We start from the raw sequence: 15,131 nt of genomic DNA on the forward strand, positions 1-15,131 counted from the left end.
GCGCTAGAGTCCCGCCTGGGCAAACGCATGTCCGAGGGGGAGGGCGTGACCTGTGGCCATTGAATTCAGCACACTGTTACGGCAATTGCGGCACAACGCGGGAATGACTCAGGAGACCCTGGGAGAGCGCGCGGGAGTGGGCGTGCGTACCATCCGGGGGCTGGAGACGGGAGAGCGTGCCGATCCCAGGGTGACCACGGTGCGGCTGCTTGCCGATGCGCTCGGACTGCAGCCGGCGGAACGCGAGGAGTTGCTGGCGGCTGCCGTGCGCCGGACCAGGCACGGGAACCAGCCCGACGACCCGGCCGACCGCGTCGAGCCCGGTACCGGGCAGCCGGGTTCGGCGCTGCGCGAGCCCCTGGCCGAGGTCGCCGAGCTGCTTGCGCAGTCGGTGGCGGCCCGCTGGCAGCGCGAGGAGGAGCAGCGGCAGGTCCACGATCCGTATCCGCTGCCGGTGCGCTGGCGGCCGGCGCCCGAGGAGCTGATCGACCACTGGGCCAACATCCGCCGCCTGCCTGCAGGGAGCACGCGCGGCCCGCTGGACCTGAGCGGACAGTTGGACGAGGTCGTGAGTGTGTACCGGCGGATCCCGTCCGGGCGACTGGCGGTGCTGGGCCGGGCCGGCTCGGGGAAGACCATCCTCACCGTGCGGTTCGTCCTCGACCGTCTGAAGTCGAGGGCCCGTACCGAGACCGTCCCGGTGATCTTCAGCATCGGCGCGTGGGACCCCACCGCCGTCGCCTTCCGGGACTGGCTCGCCGCGCAACTGACGCGCGATCACCCGGGTCTCACCGCCCCGGGACCCGGCGGGTCCCCACTGGCCGCCGCGCTGGTGGAGTCCGGATGGGTGCTCCCCGTGCTGGACGGTTTCGACGAGATCGCCGACGGGCTGCGCCGCCCCGCGCTGGAGGCGCTCAACTCCACCACCCTGCCCCTGCTGCTCACGAGCCGGCCCGCGGAGTACGCCGCCGCCGTGGCGGAGACCGATGTGCTCACCTCCGCCGCCGCGGTGGAGCTGACGGACCTCACCCTGGACGACCTGGCCGACTACCTGCCGCGCACCACGCGCAAGGCCCGCGGCACGGACCTCGCGGGAACCGCCTGGGATCCCGTCCTGGCCGCACTGCGCGACCGGCCGGACAGCCGGGCCTGCGCCGACCTCGCCACCGTGCTGACCACCCCGCTGATGGTGACGCTCGCCCGCGCCGTCTACAGCGACACCCCCGGCCACGACCCGGCCTCGCTCCTGGACACCCGGCGGTTCGACGGCCCCGAGCAGTTGGAGGAGCACTTCCTCGACAACTTCGTCACCGCCGCCTACCGTGCCCGGCCGGGGCACCTGCCGCGCAGCGGGCCGCGTCCGGACGCCGACGCGGAACGCGCCCGGTACTGGCTCGGCTACCTCGCCGATCACCTGACCCGGCTCGGCACCCCCAACCTGGAGTGGTGGCGCCTCGGTTCGGGGCTGCGGCGCCGCACGCGCGCGCTGGTGACCGCACTGGTGGCCGCGACGGCGGTCTGTCTGGCCATGGTGCTCCTCACCTGGACGGCCGGCGGCATTGCCGGCTCCTGGCACGACATCGTGATCCAGCTCGTGAACGCAGCGGCCGCGGGGCTCTTCACCGGGCTCGCCCTGGGGGCCACGTACTGGTTCATGTTCGCGGCCAAGGACAGCGCCGTGCCGCCCTCCGGCACGCGCTTGAAGGTGTTCGGCGGGGTCCGGAAGGCCGGGCGAAGCGTCTCCTCCCGGCTCGTGATCGGACTGGCTTGCGGGGTCTCCTACGGGTTGGGCTACGGCTTCGTCTGGGGAATGCTCAACTGCGTCCTCCTGCGCACCGGCTCCCCCGAGTCCCTGACCATCAGCTTCAAGGACGGTGTCCTCTTCGGGGTCGTCTTCGCCCTGGGATCCGGCCCCGCCTTCGCTCTCCAGGCCCTCCTCGAATCACCGCTCGACATCGAGTCGGCCGTCAATCCGCTGGGCCTGCTGCGCACGAACCGCCGGACGATCACCTCCCAGTTCCTCCTCTGGGTCCCCGCCCTCGGGCTCCTGGTCGGCTCCGGGGCCGCGGTGATGATGCGTCCTCTGTCCGCACTCCTGGGGCCGATCAACTGGAACCTCCTGTCCTCGGTCCAGGTCGGTGTCACCACCGGTCTCGGCGGCGTCCTCAGCTATGCGTTCACCTTCACGGCTTTCGGCCAGTGGTTGGTCTTCTCCCGGATCTGGCTGCCGCTGACCGGCCGGCTGCCCTGGCCGGTCGTCGCCTTCCTCGAAGACGCCTACCGGCGGGGCGTGCTCCGCCAGGCCGGCGCGGTCTACCAGTTCCGCCACGCCCGCCTCCAGGACCACCTGGCCCGCACCCATCGGGCACTGCGAGCCCCTCAGCAGCCGACCGGGCCGGGCGGCGCGGCGCCCGGTCGGCCTGTCTCCTGATCCACGGGCCTGCCGGGGCGCGTCGGCGGCTCTTGTCTCACTTGGCTGCGCTCTTCGCCTTCCACTGGTCGTAGGAGATGCTCCAGTCGGCGAAGCCGTTGCCGGGCCCGCCCAGTTCGCCGGTGGCCTCCTCGCCCGTGACCGTGACCAGGTCTCCGAGGAGCGTGTTCTCGAAGAGCCACTGGGCGTCCTCGGGGGTCATGCCGATGCAGCCCGCGCTGTGGTTGGTGTTGCCGACGTACTGCTGTGCGTCGTCCGTGGCCTGGTGGAGGAAGCCGCCGGAATCGCTGAAGCGCATGCCCCAGTTCACCGTCACGTCGTACTTCTTCGGGCCGCCGACGGACGCGGACGTCATGTGGACGGTGCGTTCCTGGGATTTGATGGCGAACGTGCCACGTCGTGACGCGCGTCCCTGGACGGGTTCGCCGCCGGACATGGGTATGGACTTCACCTGCTTGCCGTCCTGCTTGACGATCAGCCGGTGGGTGTCCAGGTCGGCGGTCAGCTGCTGGTCCCGTCCCACCGTGAACGTCCGGTCGACGTCGCGTTCGAAGTGCGCGCCGCCCGGGTCGACCGTGGTCAGCGTGCCCTTGACCGTGACATCGGTGTTCGGCTTCCAGGGGTCCTTCGGCCGCCAGTCCAGCCGGTCCCGTCCCGTCGTGGTGGTCACCCAGCCCCAGGAGCCTTCGGTGGCGTTCGACGTGGTGACGGTCAGTGCCTTCTCCACGGCCGCCTTGTTCTTCACCGGCTCGTAGAACTCCAGCGACACCGGCTGCCCGGTGCCCACCTTCTTTCCCGCTCCCGGAGTCAGGTCGAAGTCCAGCAGGGGGCCGGCGGTGACCTTCTTCGGCGCGGCCGCCGCTTGCTGCTGTACCGCCTCGGTCTTCCCCGCGGCCTTGTCGTCTCCGCTCCCGCCGCCGCAGGCCGTGAGCAGGAGCAGGCCGGCGCCCGCGACGGCGGACAGCCGGACCGTGCGCAGTCGGCGGCGTTCGGCATGGGCGAACGGATCGGCGGTGGTGGACCGGGCACGCATCATGACGGTGGCTCTTCTCCGGAAGGTATTGATACGTCCCGAGAGAGTCAGATCACCAAAATTGCGTTCACTGTCAGGTCATGACCGTTATGTAACAGCCTGCAGGAGCAGCCGCTCCGTTTTCGCTCAGCCCGGCTCGTTCAGCCCTGGCTCTGCGACTCCGTCGGCGCCAGCTCGAGCCGGACCCCGAGCGCTCGCAGTTCCCTCTGCTGCTCCTGCGGGAGCTGGTGATCCGAGATCACCAGGTCGAAGTCGGTGAGCGGGCCGAGCTGGTAGAGGGCCTGGCGGCGGAATTTGGAGTGGTCGACCAGCAGGACCCGCTTGCGGGCCGCCTGCAACAGGGCGCGCTTGACCAGGACTTGTTCCTGGGACTGGTGGTAGCACTGGCCGTTGTCGACCGAGGAGGCGGAGATGTAGGCCACGTCGGCACGCAGTCCCCGCGCCATGTCCGCCGTGACCATCCCCACGAAGGCGTTGTACGACGCGTTGTAGACGCCTCCGAGACCGATCACCTGGATCTCGGGCTCGTCGGACAGTTTGTTGATCACCTGCAGGGAGTTGGTGATCACCGTGAAGGCGCCGCGGCCCGGCAGGCCCAGGACCAGGGGCAGCACCGTGCTGGAATCGTCCACGATGACGGCCTGGCCCGGTTCGAGCGTGGCCAGGGCCGCATCGCAGATCTCCTGCTTCTCCTGCAGCATGGTGGAGCCGCGCCACCGGGCGTTGGGCTCGAACACCGCGCTGGGCGCGGCGGTCGCGCCGCCGCGCACCTTGCGCAGCCACCCCTGGCGTTCCAGCTCGTCCAGGTCCCGGTGGATGGTCATCTGACTGACCTCGAAGGCGGCCACCAGCTCCTCGATGGTGACCTGGCCCTGTTCGAGGACCTGGTCGGCGATACGGCGGCGCCGGGCCCTGGGGCTGCTGGTCCTGCCGCCGCTGCTGGTCACTGCTGGCTCCTCGGTTTCGTCGTGCTGCCGGTACGGCGAGTCTACGCACCCGCGGTGAGGCCGGGCACGATCTGGATCTTCCGTCCGCTGCCCGTGCGGAAGGTCGCCAGGGCCTCCTCGTAGCCGTCGAGGCCGAAGCGGTGCGTGATCATGGTCTCGCAGTCGATCCACCCCTTCCCCAGCAACTCCATGGCCCGGCCGTAGCTGTTCAGGATGGCCATGGCGCCCACGATCCGGATCTCGTCGTTGTAGATGCGGAACGGCGAGAACGCCGCCTGCTCCTGATCGGGCGCGCAGCCGAACTGCTGCAGGGTGCCGCCGCGGCGGACCCGTCTGAACGCGTCCTCGATGGCGGGCACGGCCCCGGTGCAGTCGACCACGACCTCCCAGCCGGTCGCGGCGCGCGGCAGCAGCCTGGAGGCGACGGCGACGTGGTCGGCTCCCAGCGTGCGGGCCACCGCGAGCCGGTCCTTGTTGAAGTCGACGACGGACACGGACGCGGCCCCGATGCGCCGGGCGACCTGCAGGTAGAGCAGGCCCATGGTGCCGGCGCCGTAGATGGCGAAGTGGTCGCCCACCGCCGGGTTCACGACGTCGACGCCGTGCACGATGGTCGACAGCGGTTCGATCAGCGGGGCGTGGTCGAGCCGGAGGCTGTCCGGGAGCCGGTGGACGTTGGCGGCGGGCACCTTGACGTACTCGGCACAGGCGCCGTCCTGGGTGATGCCGATGGTGCGCCAGTTCTCGCACAGGTTGCCACGGCCGATGGAGCAGAAGTGGCAGCTTCCGCAGTAGACGGCCGGGTCGGCGGCCACCCGGGCGCCGACGGACAGGCCGGTGACCTCGCTGCCGACCTCGACGATTTCGCCGGAGAACTCGTGGCCCGGCACGACGGGGTAGGCGGTGGGGCCGAACTCCCCGGCCAGCATGTGCACATCGGTGCCGCACAGGCCGACTGCCGCGACCTTGATGACGACGTCGTCCGGGCCGGGCGTCGGGTCGGGAACGGTGGTGATGTTCAGCTGGTTCGGGGCTTCGATGACGACGGCACGCATGATGACTCCTTTGTCACTGCTGCGCTTGGCTGCTTGAGGGGTCGAGGGAGGATCGCGCGGCTTCCGCCACGGCTTCGGCCGTGATTCCGCGGTCGCGGCCCGCCCGGTCCGGGGCGTGGTCGACAGCACGGCGGTCCAGGCCGGTCCGGTCGAGGGCAGTCACGGCGGCGGACATCAGGCCGCTCCTGCGAAGCGCGATTCGACCTGCTTGATCTTCTCGACCTTGGGGGCGCTGTTGCCTCCCGCGAACTCGGAGTCCAGCCAGTGCTCCAGGCACAGCTTGGCGGTCTCGACACCCATGGTGCGGGTGCCGAAGCAGGCGATCTGCGCGTCGTTGGACTTGCGGGCCCGCTCGGCGGAGTACGTGTCGGGTATCTGCGCGGCGCGCACGCCCGGCACCTTGTTGGCCGTGATCGCCATGCCGATGCCGGTGCCGCAGACCAGGACGGCCCGGTCGTACGTACCGGCGGCGACGGCCTCCGCGACGCGCGAGGCGACGTCCGGGTAGTCCTCGTCGGGAGCCGCGGACAGGTCGACGACCCGGTACCCGCGCTCGGTCATGAACGCGGCCAGCTCGTCCTTCATCGCGAAGGCGGCGTCGTCACAGCCGATGGCGATGGGCTTGGTGGGGGTGGCGGACATCAGGATCACTCCGATGCGCTGTCATGGGCGGGGGCGTGGGGAGAGAGGTGGTGGTCCACCTCGTCGAGGACCTTGCGCAGTTCGGCCGGGTCGTGGACGCGGCGGCCCAGGAAGAGGCCGTCCACCGGTGCGCCGTGTTCGAGGAGTTCGGTGTACGTTCCGGGGCCTGCCGTCCCGCCGTAGAGGATGCGGCCGGTCACGTCGTACGCGGCCAGGCACTCGGCGAGGGCGGTGGTGACCGTGGCCACCCGCTCGGGCGGCGCCGGGCGCTCGGCGCCGATCGCCCACACCGGTTCGTAGGCGACGATCACCTCGCTGCCCGGCAGGGCACCGTCCAGTCCGGCCCGTGCCTGGCGCAGGGTCTGGTCGACGGCGGCCACCGGGTCGCGTTCGGCCATGTCGCCGCAGCAGATGACGGGGACCAGCCCGTTGCGGGTGATCGCCTCGGTCTTGGCGGTGACGATCCGGTCGGTCTCGCCGAAGTGGCGGCGCCGCTCGGCGTGCCCCACCTCGGCGTAGCGGGCGCCGAGTTCGGCCAGGTGCGCGGCGGATACCTCACCGGTCCACGGGCCGCTGTCGGCCCAGTGGACGGTCTGCGCGCCGTATCCGACGGACGTGCCGGCGAGCCGTTCCCTGGCGTCGGCCAGGGAGGGGAAGGAGGGGAGGACGAACAGGTCGATGGGGCGGTTCTCGAACTCCCCCGCGACGGCTGCGACTTCGGTCAGCCAGGCAGCTGTCTGCGCCACGCCCATGTAGAGCTTGAGCGAGACGCCGACGACGGGGCGCCGTGTGCGTATCGGGCTCATCGTGCCTCACATCCTCGTCGGCGCAGTTCGTCGCCGACCGCCGTCAGGAGCAGCGCGAGCGAGGTGGCGCCCGCGTCCGGGTGGCCGAGGCCGAGCATGCCCATGCGGGCGGCGCGGCCGCGGGCCGGAGTGAGATGGGCGGTGTCGGCGGCGGCGCGCGTCGCGGCGTGCGCGGCTGTGCGCCACGCCTCGGCGAGCGTGCTGCCTTGTTCGGCCTGGGCGTGCAGCTCGGTGCGGAACGGGTCGAGGGCGTCGAGCAGGGTCTTCTCGCCGACCTGGGCGCCGCCGAGTGCGGAGACGGTCTGCTGGGCGTCGTCGGCTGCGGTGGCCAACAGTGCGGTGGTGATGCGGAGTTCGCCTGCGGCTGCGGCGCGGGTGAGGGCGGCACCCGTCTCGGCGAGCAGGGCTCCGTACAGGGCGCCGGAGGCGCCCCCGGAGGCGTCGGCCAGTGCGAGCCCCGCGGCCATGAGCGTGGCGCCGGCCGTGCGGGGGGTTCCGGAGGCGTCGGACTCCACGGCACGGGCCCTGGCGACGGCGGCGCTCAGGCCGCGCACCATGCCCCGGCCGTGATCGCCGTCGCCCGCGACCGCGTCCAGGCGGCCCAACTCGTCCTCGTTCGCGGCGATCAGGTCGAGAGCGGCCTGCAGGGCGGTGGTGACGGGCCCGTCGTCCGCGCTGGGTTCCGGCACGAAGGACGTGGAGTCGGCGGTGTCGGCGGCTACTGGTGCCGGAGCGGCCTCGGTGGGCGTATCGGACAGCAGACGGAAGGCCGGGGTGTCGCACGGTGCGGCGTACAGTTCGGCCAGCTCGTCGTCGAGGGACATCAGTGTCAGCGAGAGCCCGGACATGTCGAAGGACGTGACGAACTCGCCGACTTCGGGCAGGAAGGGCCGCAGGCCCGCTCGCCGGAGGCGCTCGTCGACGTGGCGGTAGCAAGCGTACAGCTCCTCCCCCTTGGTCGCGCCAAGTCCGTTGAGAAGTACGGCAACCCGGCCGTCGCCTCCTTGGGGCAGCTCGGGAAGCAGTTCGGCGACCAGCTCGTCCGCGAGTTCGCGCGGGGTGAGCTGGGAGGTGGTGCGCAGTCCCGGCTCGCCGTGGATGCCTATGCCCAGCTCGGTGGTGCCCGGATCCACGGTGAACAGCGGCTCGGCCGCGCCCGGCAACGTACAGCCGGCGAAGGCCGCGCCGAAGGTGCGGGTCATGGCATTGGCCTTGCCCGCGAGGCGGGCCACGGTGTCCAGGTCGTCACCGCGCGCCGCGGCCGCACCGGCGGCCTTGAAGACGAGGAACATGCCTGCGACGCCGCGCCGGTCGCGCGACGGGTCGGCCTTCGCGCCCTCCACCGGCGGCGGACCGCTGGCCACGTCGTCGGTGACCGGAACGGTACGGACCGCGATGCCCTCGGCGGCCAGGCGGTGGGCGGCCAGGCCGAAGTGCATGGCGTCACCGGCGTAGTTGCCGTAGGCCAGGAGAACCCCCGCGCCACCGTCGGCGGCGCGGGCGGTGCGGTAGACCTGCTCGGCGCTCGGGCTGGCGAACACGTCTCCGACGGCCGCGGCGTCCGCCATACCGGGACCGACCAGACCGGCGAAGGCGGGGTAGTGCCCGGAGCCGCCGCCGATCACGACGGAGACCTTGCCGGGGCGCGGCGCGTGCCGGCCGATCACACCGAAGGCACCGGGCACACGGCGGACGGTGCGCGCGTACGCGTCCGTCAAGCCTTCGAGCCAGTCCTCACGGAAGGCCCCGGCGTCGTACCCGAGACCGCGGGGGGTTGGGGACATCACTTCACACTCCCTGGGCGCCACTTTGCAACGCCGTTAAGTTAACACCCATGGCGTGATTTTTAATCCTTCCCGTTATATCTCTCACCCTCACCCGAGACCCAGGAGGAGGTTTCGCGTGGGATGAATGCGTGAAAGCTTGACCAAAGCGGGCACGCTACGCAAGGCGCGAGGACCTGATGTCACATCTTGATTGATAATTTGACATCGATCGGGCCGCGCGAGGGGCCACCTGTCTCCAGCAGAGGAGATCGGTCACGCTGCGTGACTGCATCGCCGATTCCTGACCTGTCCGGGATGAGGCGGTGGCGGCTCAGGCGGCCTGTGTTCTGCTGCGGCGCTCAGAGGCCGCATTCAAGGCGTGGACCTCGAGGGGGTCCCGGAAGGGCCGGCGTCTTCGCGCCGAGGGGGCGCCCCGGGCTACATGGGGCGCCCCCTCGGATGCTGTGCGGGGCTCAGGCGTCGTAGTCCTGGTCGAATCGGTCCCGTGCCTCTTGCGCCGCTTTCTCTGCCGCGTCCTGGGCTTGCCGACCGCGCTCCGAAGCCTCGTCCTGTGCGCGCTGCGCCTTCTTCTTCGCCTCTTCCTCGAGCTGCTTGGCCTTGTCCTTGAACTGGTCTCCGGCACCCATGGCATGCCTCCCGGGAGTGGTTGCTGTCGCGCTTCCCAGGAACTCATGACGGGACTGCTGCGTCCCGCCCGGCTCCGCCATCCGGGCGACCCGCCCGCAGCCGCCACGTACGCGGTGTCAGCCGATTCGCGCTGCCGCGGCGGTGAGATCCCATGCAATAATCGTCGCCATGACGATAACCAGCAGATCGAGCTGCTGAGCCGCCTTGACCCCCAGTGGGCCGAACAATTGCGGGCGGGCATCCCTGCCCGGTGCTCAGGAGTCCGGCTGGAGGACGTGGACGCCCACCCCCTCGCCTGAGCTTCCGCGCAACCAGCCAACTCCCCACTACTCTCCCATCATTGGACGGGATTGCCATCGGGTACGGCGCCTCGCCCCGCACCCCATTACTTCACGAAGTCGTCCACGACCTCGGGCGGCCAGACACCGACCTTGAACACACCCATGGAATAGGCGCGGGAGACCAGCGCCGCACGGTTGCGCACCCTCAACTTCCGCATCAGGCACTTCACGTGATACTCGACGCCGTGCCGGCTCAGATACAGGCGCGAAGACAGGGGGACGGTGGAGATGCCGGCGGCGATGCCTTCGAGGATGCGCGCGTCCATCTCGGACAGGAGCTTCTTCCGGTTGGAGACCACGCGCGCTCCTTCCGTACTCCGTGTCGTGGGCATCATGATCACGATCGCCGTCGTGCCGGGCAGGCCACCGCTCACCGCAACCGCCGTGAGCGGAACGGTGAACGCGGGCTCCTCGCCCCGGCACATGGCGATGACGGGGGTGACGAAACGCTGGCGCTTGCCCTCCAGCAGGTGCGCGAACTGGCGCATCAGCGGCTGCAGGACGCTGGGGTGCACCACGTCACGGATGCTACGGCCGGACAACTCCTCGGACGTGACGTTGAATTGCCGGAAGAACTCCTGGTTCGCCCGCTGGAAGGTCAGGGACGCGTCGAGGCTGGCCATGCACACGCCGGTCTGCTGGGACAGCTGCCCGTCCGCGTCCCCGACCTGGTCCAACAGATTGCCGTGCACCACGAGCCGGGCCGAATCAACGAGTGTGGGGGCTGCATTCGGCAAGGGAATGCCCTTTCATCGAACTTCACGTGCAAAGTGAAATGTGAGATTCATTGGGATACCGGATAACAACCGGTGCGGCCGATGGCGGGGCCACCGGCATGTGATCGACGGGATCACTCACCGGCTCGGCACCGGTTTCCGGTGGCGATTCTTGAATTCATCGTTCCCTTGTCCAGGGGCAGGGGGCGGCGGTGGCACGAGTCTCGCAGGGGGACGACCACGTCGGGCATCGTGGAAAACCACGACTTCGCGGGGCCGGGCTGCCCCCGCCACCCCCCACGCCCCTGCAGCAACGCACCTCCGGCCAGGTGACGCGCTCGGCACAGCCCTCGTGGGCCGCGGCCTCGCGGAGCAGGTAAGGGCGGTGGTGGCGTCACAGGGGTTGTCGGCATCGTGGCCGGATTCGTGGCCGGATTCGTAGCCGCCCAGGGCCGCGATTCGCCCCGTGATCACGGGCGCCGAACCGCAATGCGCATGCGAATGAAGAACCGTCAAGAATTCCCTGCGCGCGCGAGATCGCGCATCGCCCCCCGCCCACGCACACAGCGGTCACCAGCCGCTAGGGGGCCGACCGGCAGGGGCCAAGTCTACGGATTTCCCGGTATCCGGCGTGAGATCAAAGGTGGGTACGGCCAGCCGATCCACCCGGGGGCGTGCTCGATGTGGCCCGCCCGCCACCGCCGAAAGGGAACCCATGGACTCCGCCCGACGGCCGATCCTCTTCGTCAGTCTTCCGGAGAGCGGCCTGCTCAACCCATTGCTCGTGCTGGCGGGCGAGCTCTCCCGTCAGGGGGTGGAGGATCTCTGGTTCGCCACCGACGAGCCGCGGCGCGACGACGTGAAGCGGATCGCGGAGCGCTCTCCGGTGGAGTTCGCCTCCTTGGGCGAGGTCATCTCCGAGCTGTCCGCGGTGACTTGGAGCGACGACGTCTACCGTGAGGTCACCCAGTCCTCGCGGTTCAAGGCTCATCGCGCCGTCATCAGACAGTCCTACAAGCCCGGCGTCCAGGACATGAAGCTCCGCCGGCTCGAAGCCATCGTCGACGAGGTGCAGCCGGCGCTGATGGTCATCGACTGCATCAGCGGATTCGCGATCGACCTCGCCGTCGCCCGCCGCATCCCGTTCGTGCTGAGCGTGCCGTTCCTGCCCAGCAACGTGCTGACGGCCTACACCCCGTTCGGCAAGAGCTACACCCCGAAGGGCTTCCCGGTCCCCCACACCGGGCTGCCGGCCAGGATGAACCTCGCCCAGCGCATCAGCAACGAGCTGTTCAAACTCCGGACCGTCGCGATGTTCTGCACGCCCGGGATGGGCAAGGTCCTCGCCGAGGACAACCGGCGCCGCAAGGCGCTCGGCATCCCGCCGGTCAGTCCGATGACGAGGATCGACAAGGCCGAGATGGTCCTGTGCAACTCGATCGCCGAGCTGGACTACCCCTTCGACATCCCGAAGAAGATGCAATTGGTCGGCGCGATGGTCCCGTCGCTGCCGGAGGCGCCGGACGACGAGGACCTCTCCGGCTGGCTGGACGCCCAGTCGTCCGTCGTCTACATAGGGCTCGGGACCATCACCCGGCTGACGCGGGCGGAGGTCGCCTCCGTCGTCGAGGTCGCCCACCGGCTCCAGGGCCGGCACCAGGTGCTGTGGAAGCTGGCCGAGGAGCAGCAGCACCTGCTGCCGCCCGCGGAGTCGCTGCCGGCCAACCTCCGCATCGAGAGCTGGGTCCCTTCCCAGCACGACGTCCTCGCCCACCCGAACGTGAAGGTGTTCTTCACGCACGGCGGCGGCAACGGGTTCAACGAAGGCGTCTACTTCGGCAAGCCGCTCGTGACCCGGCCGCTGTGGGTGGACTGCTACGACCAGGCCGTCCGCGGCCGGGACTTCGGTATCAGCCTGACCCTGGACCGGCCGCGGTCCCTGTCCGCCGACGACGTCGTCGACAAGCTCACCCGGGTGCTCGAGACCCCCTCCTTCCGCAAGAACGCCGAGCGGCTCGGGGCCCTTCAGCGTGCCGCGGGCGGCCGCGAGACCGCCGCGAACCTGATCCTCGAACTCCCGGTCCTGGCCTGAGCCGCACGCGTACCCGCACCACAACGACACGAACGACAAGGAAGAAACCGACGATGCCGTTCAAGTACCCCGTGTCCAGGCCCGCCCTGGACGGCAGGGAGCTCGAGTACGTCACCGCCACCGTCAGCGACGGCTGGATATCCTCCCAAGGGCCGATGATCCAGCGCTTCGAGCGCGCCTTCGCGGACTGCAACGCCGTCGCGCACGGCGTCGCGTGTTCCTCCGGGACCGCCGCGCTCACCCTCGCCCTGCGGGCCCTGGGCGTCGGCCCGGGCGACGAGGTGATCGTCCCCGAGTTCACCATGGTCGCCTCCGCCTGGGCGGTCACCTACACCGGCGCGACGCCTGTCTTCGTCGACTGCGCGGACGACCTCAACATCGACGTCACCCGCATCGAGGAGAAGATCACCCCGCGGACGAAGGCCGTCATGCCCGTCCACATCTACGGGCGGCGCTGCGACATGGATGCGATCATGGACATCGCGTTCCAGTACAACCTGCGCGTCGTCGAGGACTCGGCCGAGGCCCACGGCATCCGCCCGGTCGGGGACATCGCCTGCTTCTCGCTCTTCGCCAACAAGATCATCACCTCGGGCGAGGGCGGCATCTGCCTCACCGACGACCCCAGGCTGGCCGGGCAGATGGAGCACCTGCGCGCCATGGCCTTCACCAGGGACCACAGCTTCCTGCACAAGAAGGTCGCCTACAACCACCGCATGACGGCCATGCAGGCCGCCGTCGCGCTGGGCCAGGTCGAGCGGCTGGACGAGATCCTCGAAACGCGCCGCACGATCGAGAAGCGCTACGACGAGGGCCTCGCCGACGTCCCCGGCATCACGCTGATGCCGCCGCGCGACGTGCTGTGGATGTACGACCTCCGGGCCGAACGCCGCACGGAGCTGCAGGAGTTTCTGGCGGGCGAGTCCATCGAGACCCGGCTGTTCTTCAAGCCGATGAGCCGGCAGCCCATGTACTTCCACCCCGACTGGCCCTCGCTCAAGGCGAACGTCTTCGCCGAGGACGGGCTGTACCTGCCCACGCACACCGGACTGACCACCGCCGACCAGGACTTCGTGATCAGCAAGGTCCGCGCCTTCTACGGCGTCGGCTGACCGGCCCGTCCGAAAGGGGACAACCGCACATGACGCACACCGAACCGCGGGTGGTCGACTTCCCGCTGCGCAAGCCCGGCGTACCCTTCCCGCCGCCCGGCTACGCCGACTACCGGCAGCACGAGGGGCTGGTCCTCTCGCACCTGCCCAACGGCGACCGGGTCTGGCTGGTCACCCGGCACGAGGACGTACGCTCCGTCCTGACCGACCCCAGGATCAGCTCCAACCCGGCCCACGAGGGCTTCCCGAACGTCGGGGCCACCCTGGGCGTGCCCAAGCAGGACCAGATTCCGGGCTGGTTCGTGGGCATGGACTCCCCCGAGCACGACCGGTTCCGCAAGGCGCTCATCCCGGAGTTCACCGTCCGCCGCGTCAAGGCGATGCGGCCGGCGATCGAGCAGACGGTGGAGAAGCGTCTCGACGAGATGCTGGCCGCCGGGAACTCGGCCGATCTCGTCGCCGACTTCGCGCTGCCCGTCCCCTCCCTGGTGATCTCCGCGCTGCTCGGCGTGCCGCCCTCCGACCGCGACTTCTTCGAGTCCAGGACGCGCACCCTGGTCGCCATCCGCGCCTCGACCGACCAGCAGCGCGAGGCCGCCGCCAAGGACCTCCTGCGCTATGTCGGCCGGCTCGTGGAGATCAAGGCGAAGTGGCCCGGCGACGACCTGGTCAGCAGGCTGCTGGCCACCGGCACGATCGCCCCGCACGAGATGCCGGGCGTGCTGATGCTCCTGCTCATCGCCGGGCACGAGACGACCGCCAACAACATCGCGCTCGGCGTGGTCACGCTCCTGACGAACCCTCAGTGGATCGGTGACGACCGGGCGGTGGAGGAGACGCTGCGCTTCCACTCGGTCGCCGATCTGGTGTCGCTGCGGGTGGCGGTCGAGGACGTGGAGATCGCCGGGCAGCTCGTCAAGGCGGGCGAGGGCATCATCCCCCTGGTCGCCGCGGCCAACCACGACGAGACCGCCTTCGAGTGCCCCCACCGGTTCGACCCCTCCCGCTCCGCCCGCCACCACGTGGCCTTCGGCTACGGCGTGCACCAGTGCCTGGGCCAGAACCTGGTGCGCACGGAGATGGAGATCGCCTACCGCAAGCTCTTCGAGCGCATCCCGCAGCTCGAACTCGCCGTGCCCCTCGACGGACTGGCCGTCAAGTACGACGGCGTGCTCTACGGCCTCAGCGAACTGCCCGTCCGCTGGTAGGTCCGCCGGCAGCCCCTCATCAGGCCTGCCCGCCGGACGGTCCGGGCACCGTCCGGCGGGCCCCGTTCCACCGCAGGAGAGATGCACGATGCGTATCACCGCCGACACCGGCCGCTGTGTGGGAGCAGGTCAGTGCGTGCTGACCGCTCCGGAGGTCTTCGACCAGGACGAGGACGGACTGGTGACCCTCCTGGGCACCGGCGCCGGCCACGAGGACCGGATCCGCCTGGCGGCCGGTCTGTGCCCGTCCCGCTCGCTCACCGTGCACGAGGACTGACGACAGCCCGGGCGATCCGCCGGCCGCGCCCCCCACCGATGAAAGTGCTGAAGAGAT

14 protein-coding genes are annotated in these 15,131 nt (G+C 70.1%); 5 read left to right on the forward strand and 9 right to left on the reverse strand.

Annotated elements, in window-relative coordinates; translation table 11 throughout:
• Window positions 1–52: 52 nt before the first annotated feature.
• On the forward strand, window positions 53–2,431 hold the full coding sequence (locus ACLHRZ_RS00325) for a helix-turn-helix domain-containing protein (RefSeq protein WP_490416103.1): 2,379 nt from the start codon (window positions 53–55) through the stop codon (window positions 2,429–2,431).
• A 37-nt stretch (window positions 2,432–2,468) separates the two neighbouring features.
• Here the strand turns inward: ACLHRZ_RS00325 and ACLHRZ_RS00330 are convergent, their stop codons facing one another.
• From ACLHRZ_RS00330 to ACLHRZ_RS00370, 9 genes are all read right to left on the reverse strand, one after another.
• Window positions 2,469–3,467, reverse strand: coding sequence for a L,D-transpeptidase (locus tag ACLHRZ_RS00330; RefSeq protein WP_490416104.1), 999 nt, complete (start codon window positions 3,465–3,467; stop codon window positions 2,469–2,471).
• A 137-nt stretch (window positions 3,468–3,604) separates the two neighbouring features.
• Window positions 3,605–4,411: a DeoR/GlpR family DNA-binding transcription regulator gene (locus ACLHRZ_RS00335; protein WP_490416105.1), complete on the reverse strand. Its 807-nt coding sequence runs from the start codon at window positions 4,409–4,411 to the stop codon at window positions 3,605–3,607.
• A 41-nt stretch (window positions 4,412–4,452) separates the two neighbouring features.
• The gene (locus ACLHRZ_RS00340; protein WP_490416106.1) at window positions 4,453–5,466 is read right to left on the reverse strand and encodes a zinc-dependent alcohol dehydrogenase family protein; all 1,014 of its coding nucleotides are present in this window, start codon (window positions 5,464–5,466) and stop codon (window positions 4,453–4,455) included.
• A 13-nt stretch (window positions 5,467–5,479) separates the two neighbouring features.
• Window positions 5,480–5,641, reverse strand: a complete 162-nt coding sequence (locus ACLHRZ_RS00345) for a hypothetical protein (RefSeq protein WP_490416107.1) — start codon at window positions 5,639–5,641, stop codon at window positions 5,480–5,482.
• Window positions 5,641–6,108, reverse strand: coding sequence for an RpiB/LacA/LacB family sugar-phosphate isomerase (locus tag ACLHRZ_RS00350; RefSeq protein ID WP_490416108.1), 468 nt, complete (start codon window positions 6,106–6,108; stop codon window positions 5,641–5,643). Before ACLHRZ_RS00350 ends, ACLHRZ_RS00345 begins: the two co-directional genes overlap by 1 nt.
• Window positions 6,109–6,113: 5 nt before the next feature.
• Entirely contained in the window at window positions 6,114–6,914 is an 801-nt protein-coding gene (locus ACLHRZ_RS00355; RefSeq protein WP_490416109.1) for a triose-phosphate isomerase family protein, read from the reverse strand.
• Window positions 6,911–8,698 carry a dihydroxyacetone kinase family protein gene (locus ACLHRZ_RS00360; RefSeq protein ID WP_490416110.1) on the reverse strand — a complete coding sequence of 596 codons (1,788 nt, stop codon included), beginning with the start codon at window positions 8,696–8,698 and terminating at the stop codon, window positions 6,911–6,913. Before ACLHRZ_RS00360 ends, ACLHRZ_RS00355 begins: the two co-directional genes overlap by 4 nt.
• A 455-nt stretch (window positions 8,699–9,153) precedes the next feature.
• A complete protein-coding gene (locus tag ACLHRZ_RS00365; protein ID WP_490416111.1) occupies window positions 9,154–9,327 on the reverse strand; it encodes a hypothetical protein in 174 nt (57 codons plus the stop codon).
• A gap of 386 nt (window positions 9,328–9,713) precedes the next feature.
• Window positions 9,714–10,349 (reverse strand): helix-turn-helix transcriptional regulator, encoded by a 636-nt coding sequence (locus ACLHRZ_RS00370; protein WP_490416438.1) that lies wholly within the window; start codon window positions 10,347–10,349, stop codon window positions 9,714–9,716.
• Between the two features lie 751 nt (window positions 10,350–11,100).
• On the opposite strand from ACLHRZ_RS00370, the gene ACLHRZ_RS00375 reads away from it, so the two are divergent.
• The 4 genes from ACLHRZ_RS00375 (at window position 11,101) to ACLHRZ_RS00390 (ending at window position 15,074) form a co-directional block, all read left to right on the forward strand.
• Complete coding sequence (locus ACLHRZ_RS00375; RefSeq protein ID WP_490416112.1) at window positions 11,101–12,477, forward strand: glycosyltransferase; 1,377 nt, start codon at window positions 11,101–11,103, stop codon at window positions 12,475–12,477.
• A gap of 53 nt (window positions 12,478–12,530) precedes the next feature.
• Window positions 12,531–13,589: a DegT/DnrJ/EryC1/StrS family aminotransferase gene (locus ACLHRZ_RS00380; protein WP_490416113.1), complete on the forward strand. Its 1,059-nt coding sequence runs from the start codon at window positions 12,531–12,533 to the stop codon at window positions 13,587–13,589.
• A 29-nt stretch (window positions 13,590–13,618) separates the two neighbouring features.
• Window positions 13,619–14,797: a cytochrome P450 gene (locus tag ACLHRZ_RS00385; protein ID WP_490416114.1), complete on the forward strand. Its 1,179-nt coding sequence runs from the start codon at window positions 13,619–13,621 to the stop codon at window positions 14,795–14,797.
• 88 nt (window positions 14,798–14,885) lie between these two features.
• A complete protein-coding gene (locus ACLHRZ_RS00390; RefSeq protein ID WP_490416115.1) occupies window positions 14,886–15,074 on the forward strand; it encodes a ferredoxin in 189 nt (62 codons plus the stop codon).
• The last annotated feature ends 57 nt before the right edge of the window (window positions 15,075–15,131 follow it).

It is taken from the genome of Streptomyces sp. AM25, from assembly GCF_058146165.1.

What these genes read in the sequence shown, in the direction of transcription:
- ACLHRZ_RS00330 (WP_490416104.1), bottom strand. Translation starts at nt 3,467, where the DNA reads ATGATGCGTGCCCGGTCCACCACCGCCGATCCGTTCGCCCATGCCGAA.
- ACLHRZ_RS00340 (WP_490416106.1), bottom strand. Translation starts at nt 5,466, where the DNA reads ATGCGTGCCGTCGTCATCGAAGCCCCGAACCAGCTGAACATCACCACC.
- ACLHRZ_RS00345 (WP_490416107.1), bottom strand. Translation starts at nt 5,641, where the DNA reads ATGTCCGCCGCCGTGACTGCCCTCGACCGGACCGGCCTGGACCGCCGT.
- ACLHRZ_RS00350 (WP_490416108.1), bottom strand. Translation starts at nt 6,108, where the DNA reads ATGTCCGCCACCCCCACCAAGCCCATCGCCATCGGCTGTGACGACGCC.
- ACLHRZ_RS00355 (WP_490416109.1), bottom strand. Translation starts at nt 6,914, where the DNA reads ATGAGCCCGATACGCACACGGCGCCCCGTCGTCGGCGTCTCGCTCAAG.
- ACLHRZ_RS00360 (WP_490416110.1), bottom strand. Translation starts at nt 8,698, where the DNA reads ATGTCCCCAACCCCCCGCGGTCTCGGGTACGACGCCGGGGCCTTCCGT.
- ACLHRZ_RS00365 (WP_490416111.1), bottom strand. Translation starts at nt 9,327, where the DNA reads ATGGGTGCCGGAGACCAGTTCAAGGACAAGGCCAAGCAGCTCGAGGAA.
- ACLHRZ_RS00375 (WP_490416112.1), top strand. Translation starts at nt 11,101, where the DNA reads ATGGACTCCGCCCGACGGCCGATCCTCTTCGTCAGTCTTCCGGAGAGC.
- ACLHRZ_RS00380 (WP_490416113.1), top strand. Translation starts at nt 12,531, where the DNA reads ATGCCGTTCAAGTACCCCGTGTCCAGGCCCGCCCTGGACGGCAGGGAG.
- ACLHRZ_RS00385 (WP_490416114.1), top strand. Translation starts at nt 13,619, where the DNA reads ATGACGCACACCGAACCGCGGGTGGTCGACTTCCCGCTGCGCAAGCCC.
- ACLHRZ_RS00390 (WP_490416115.1), top strand. Translation starts at nt 14,886, where the DNA reads ATGCGTATCACCGCCGACACCGGCCGCTGTGTGGGAGCAGGTCAGTGC.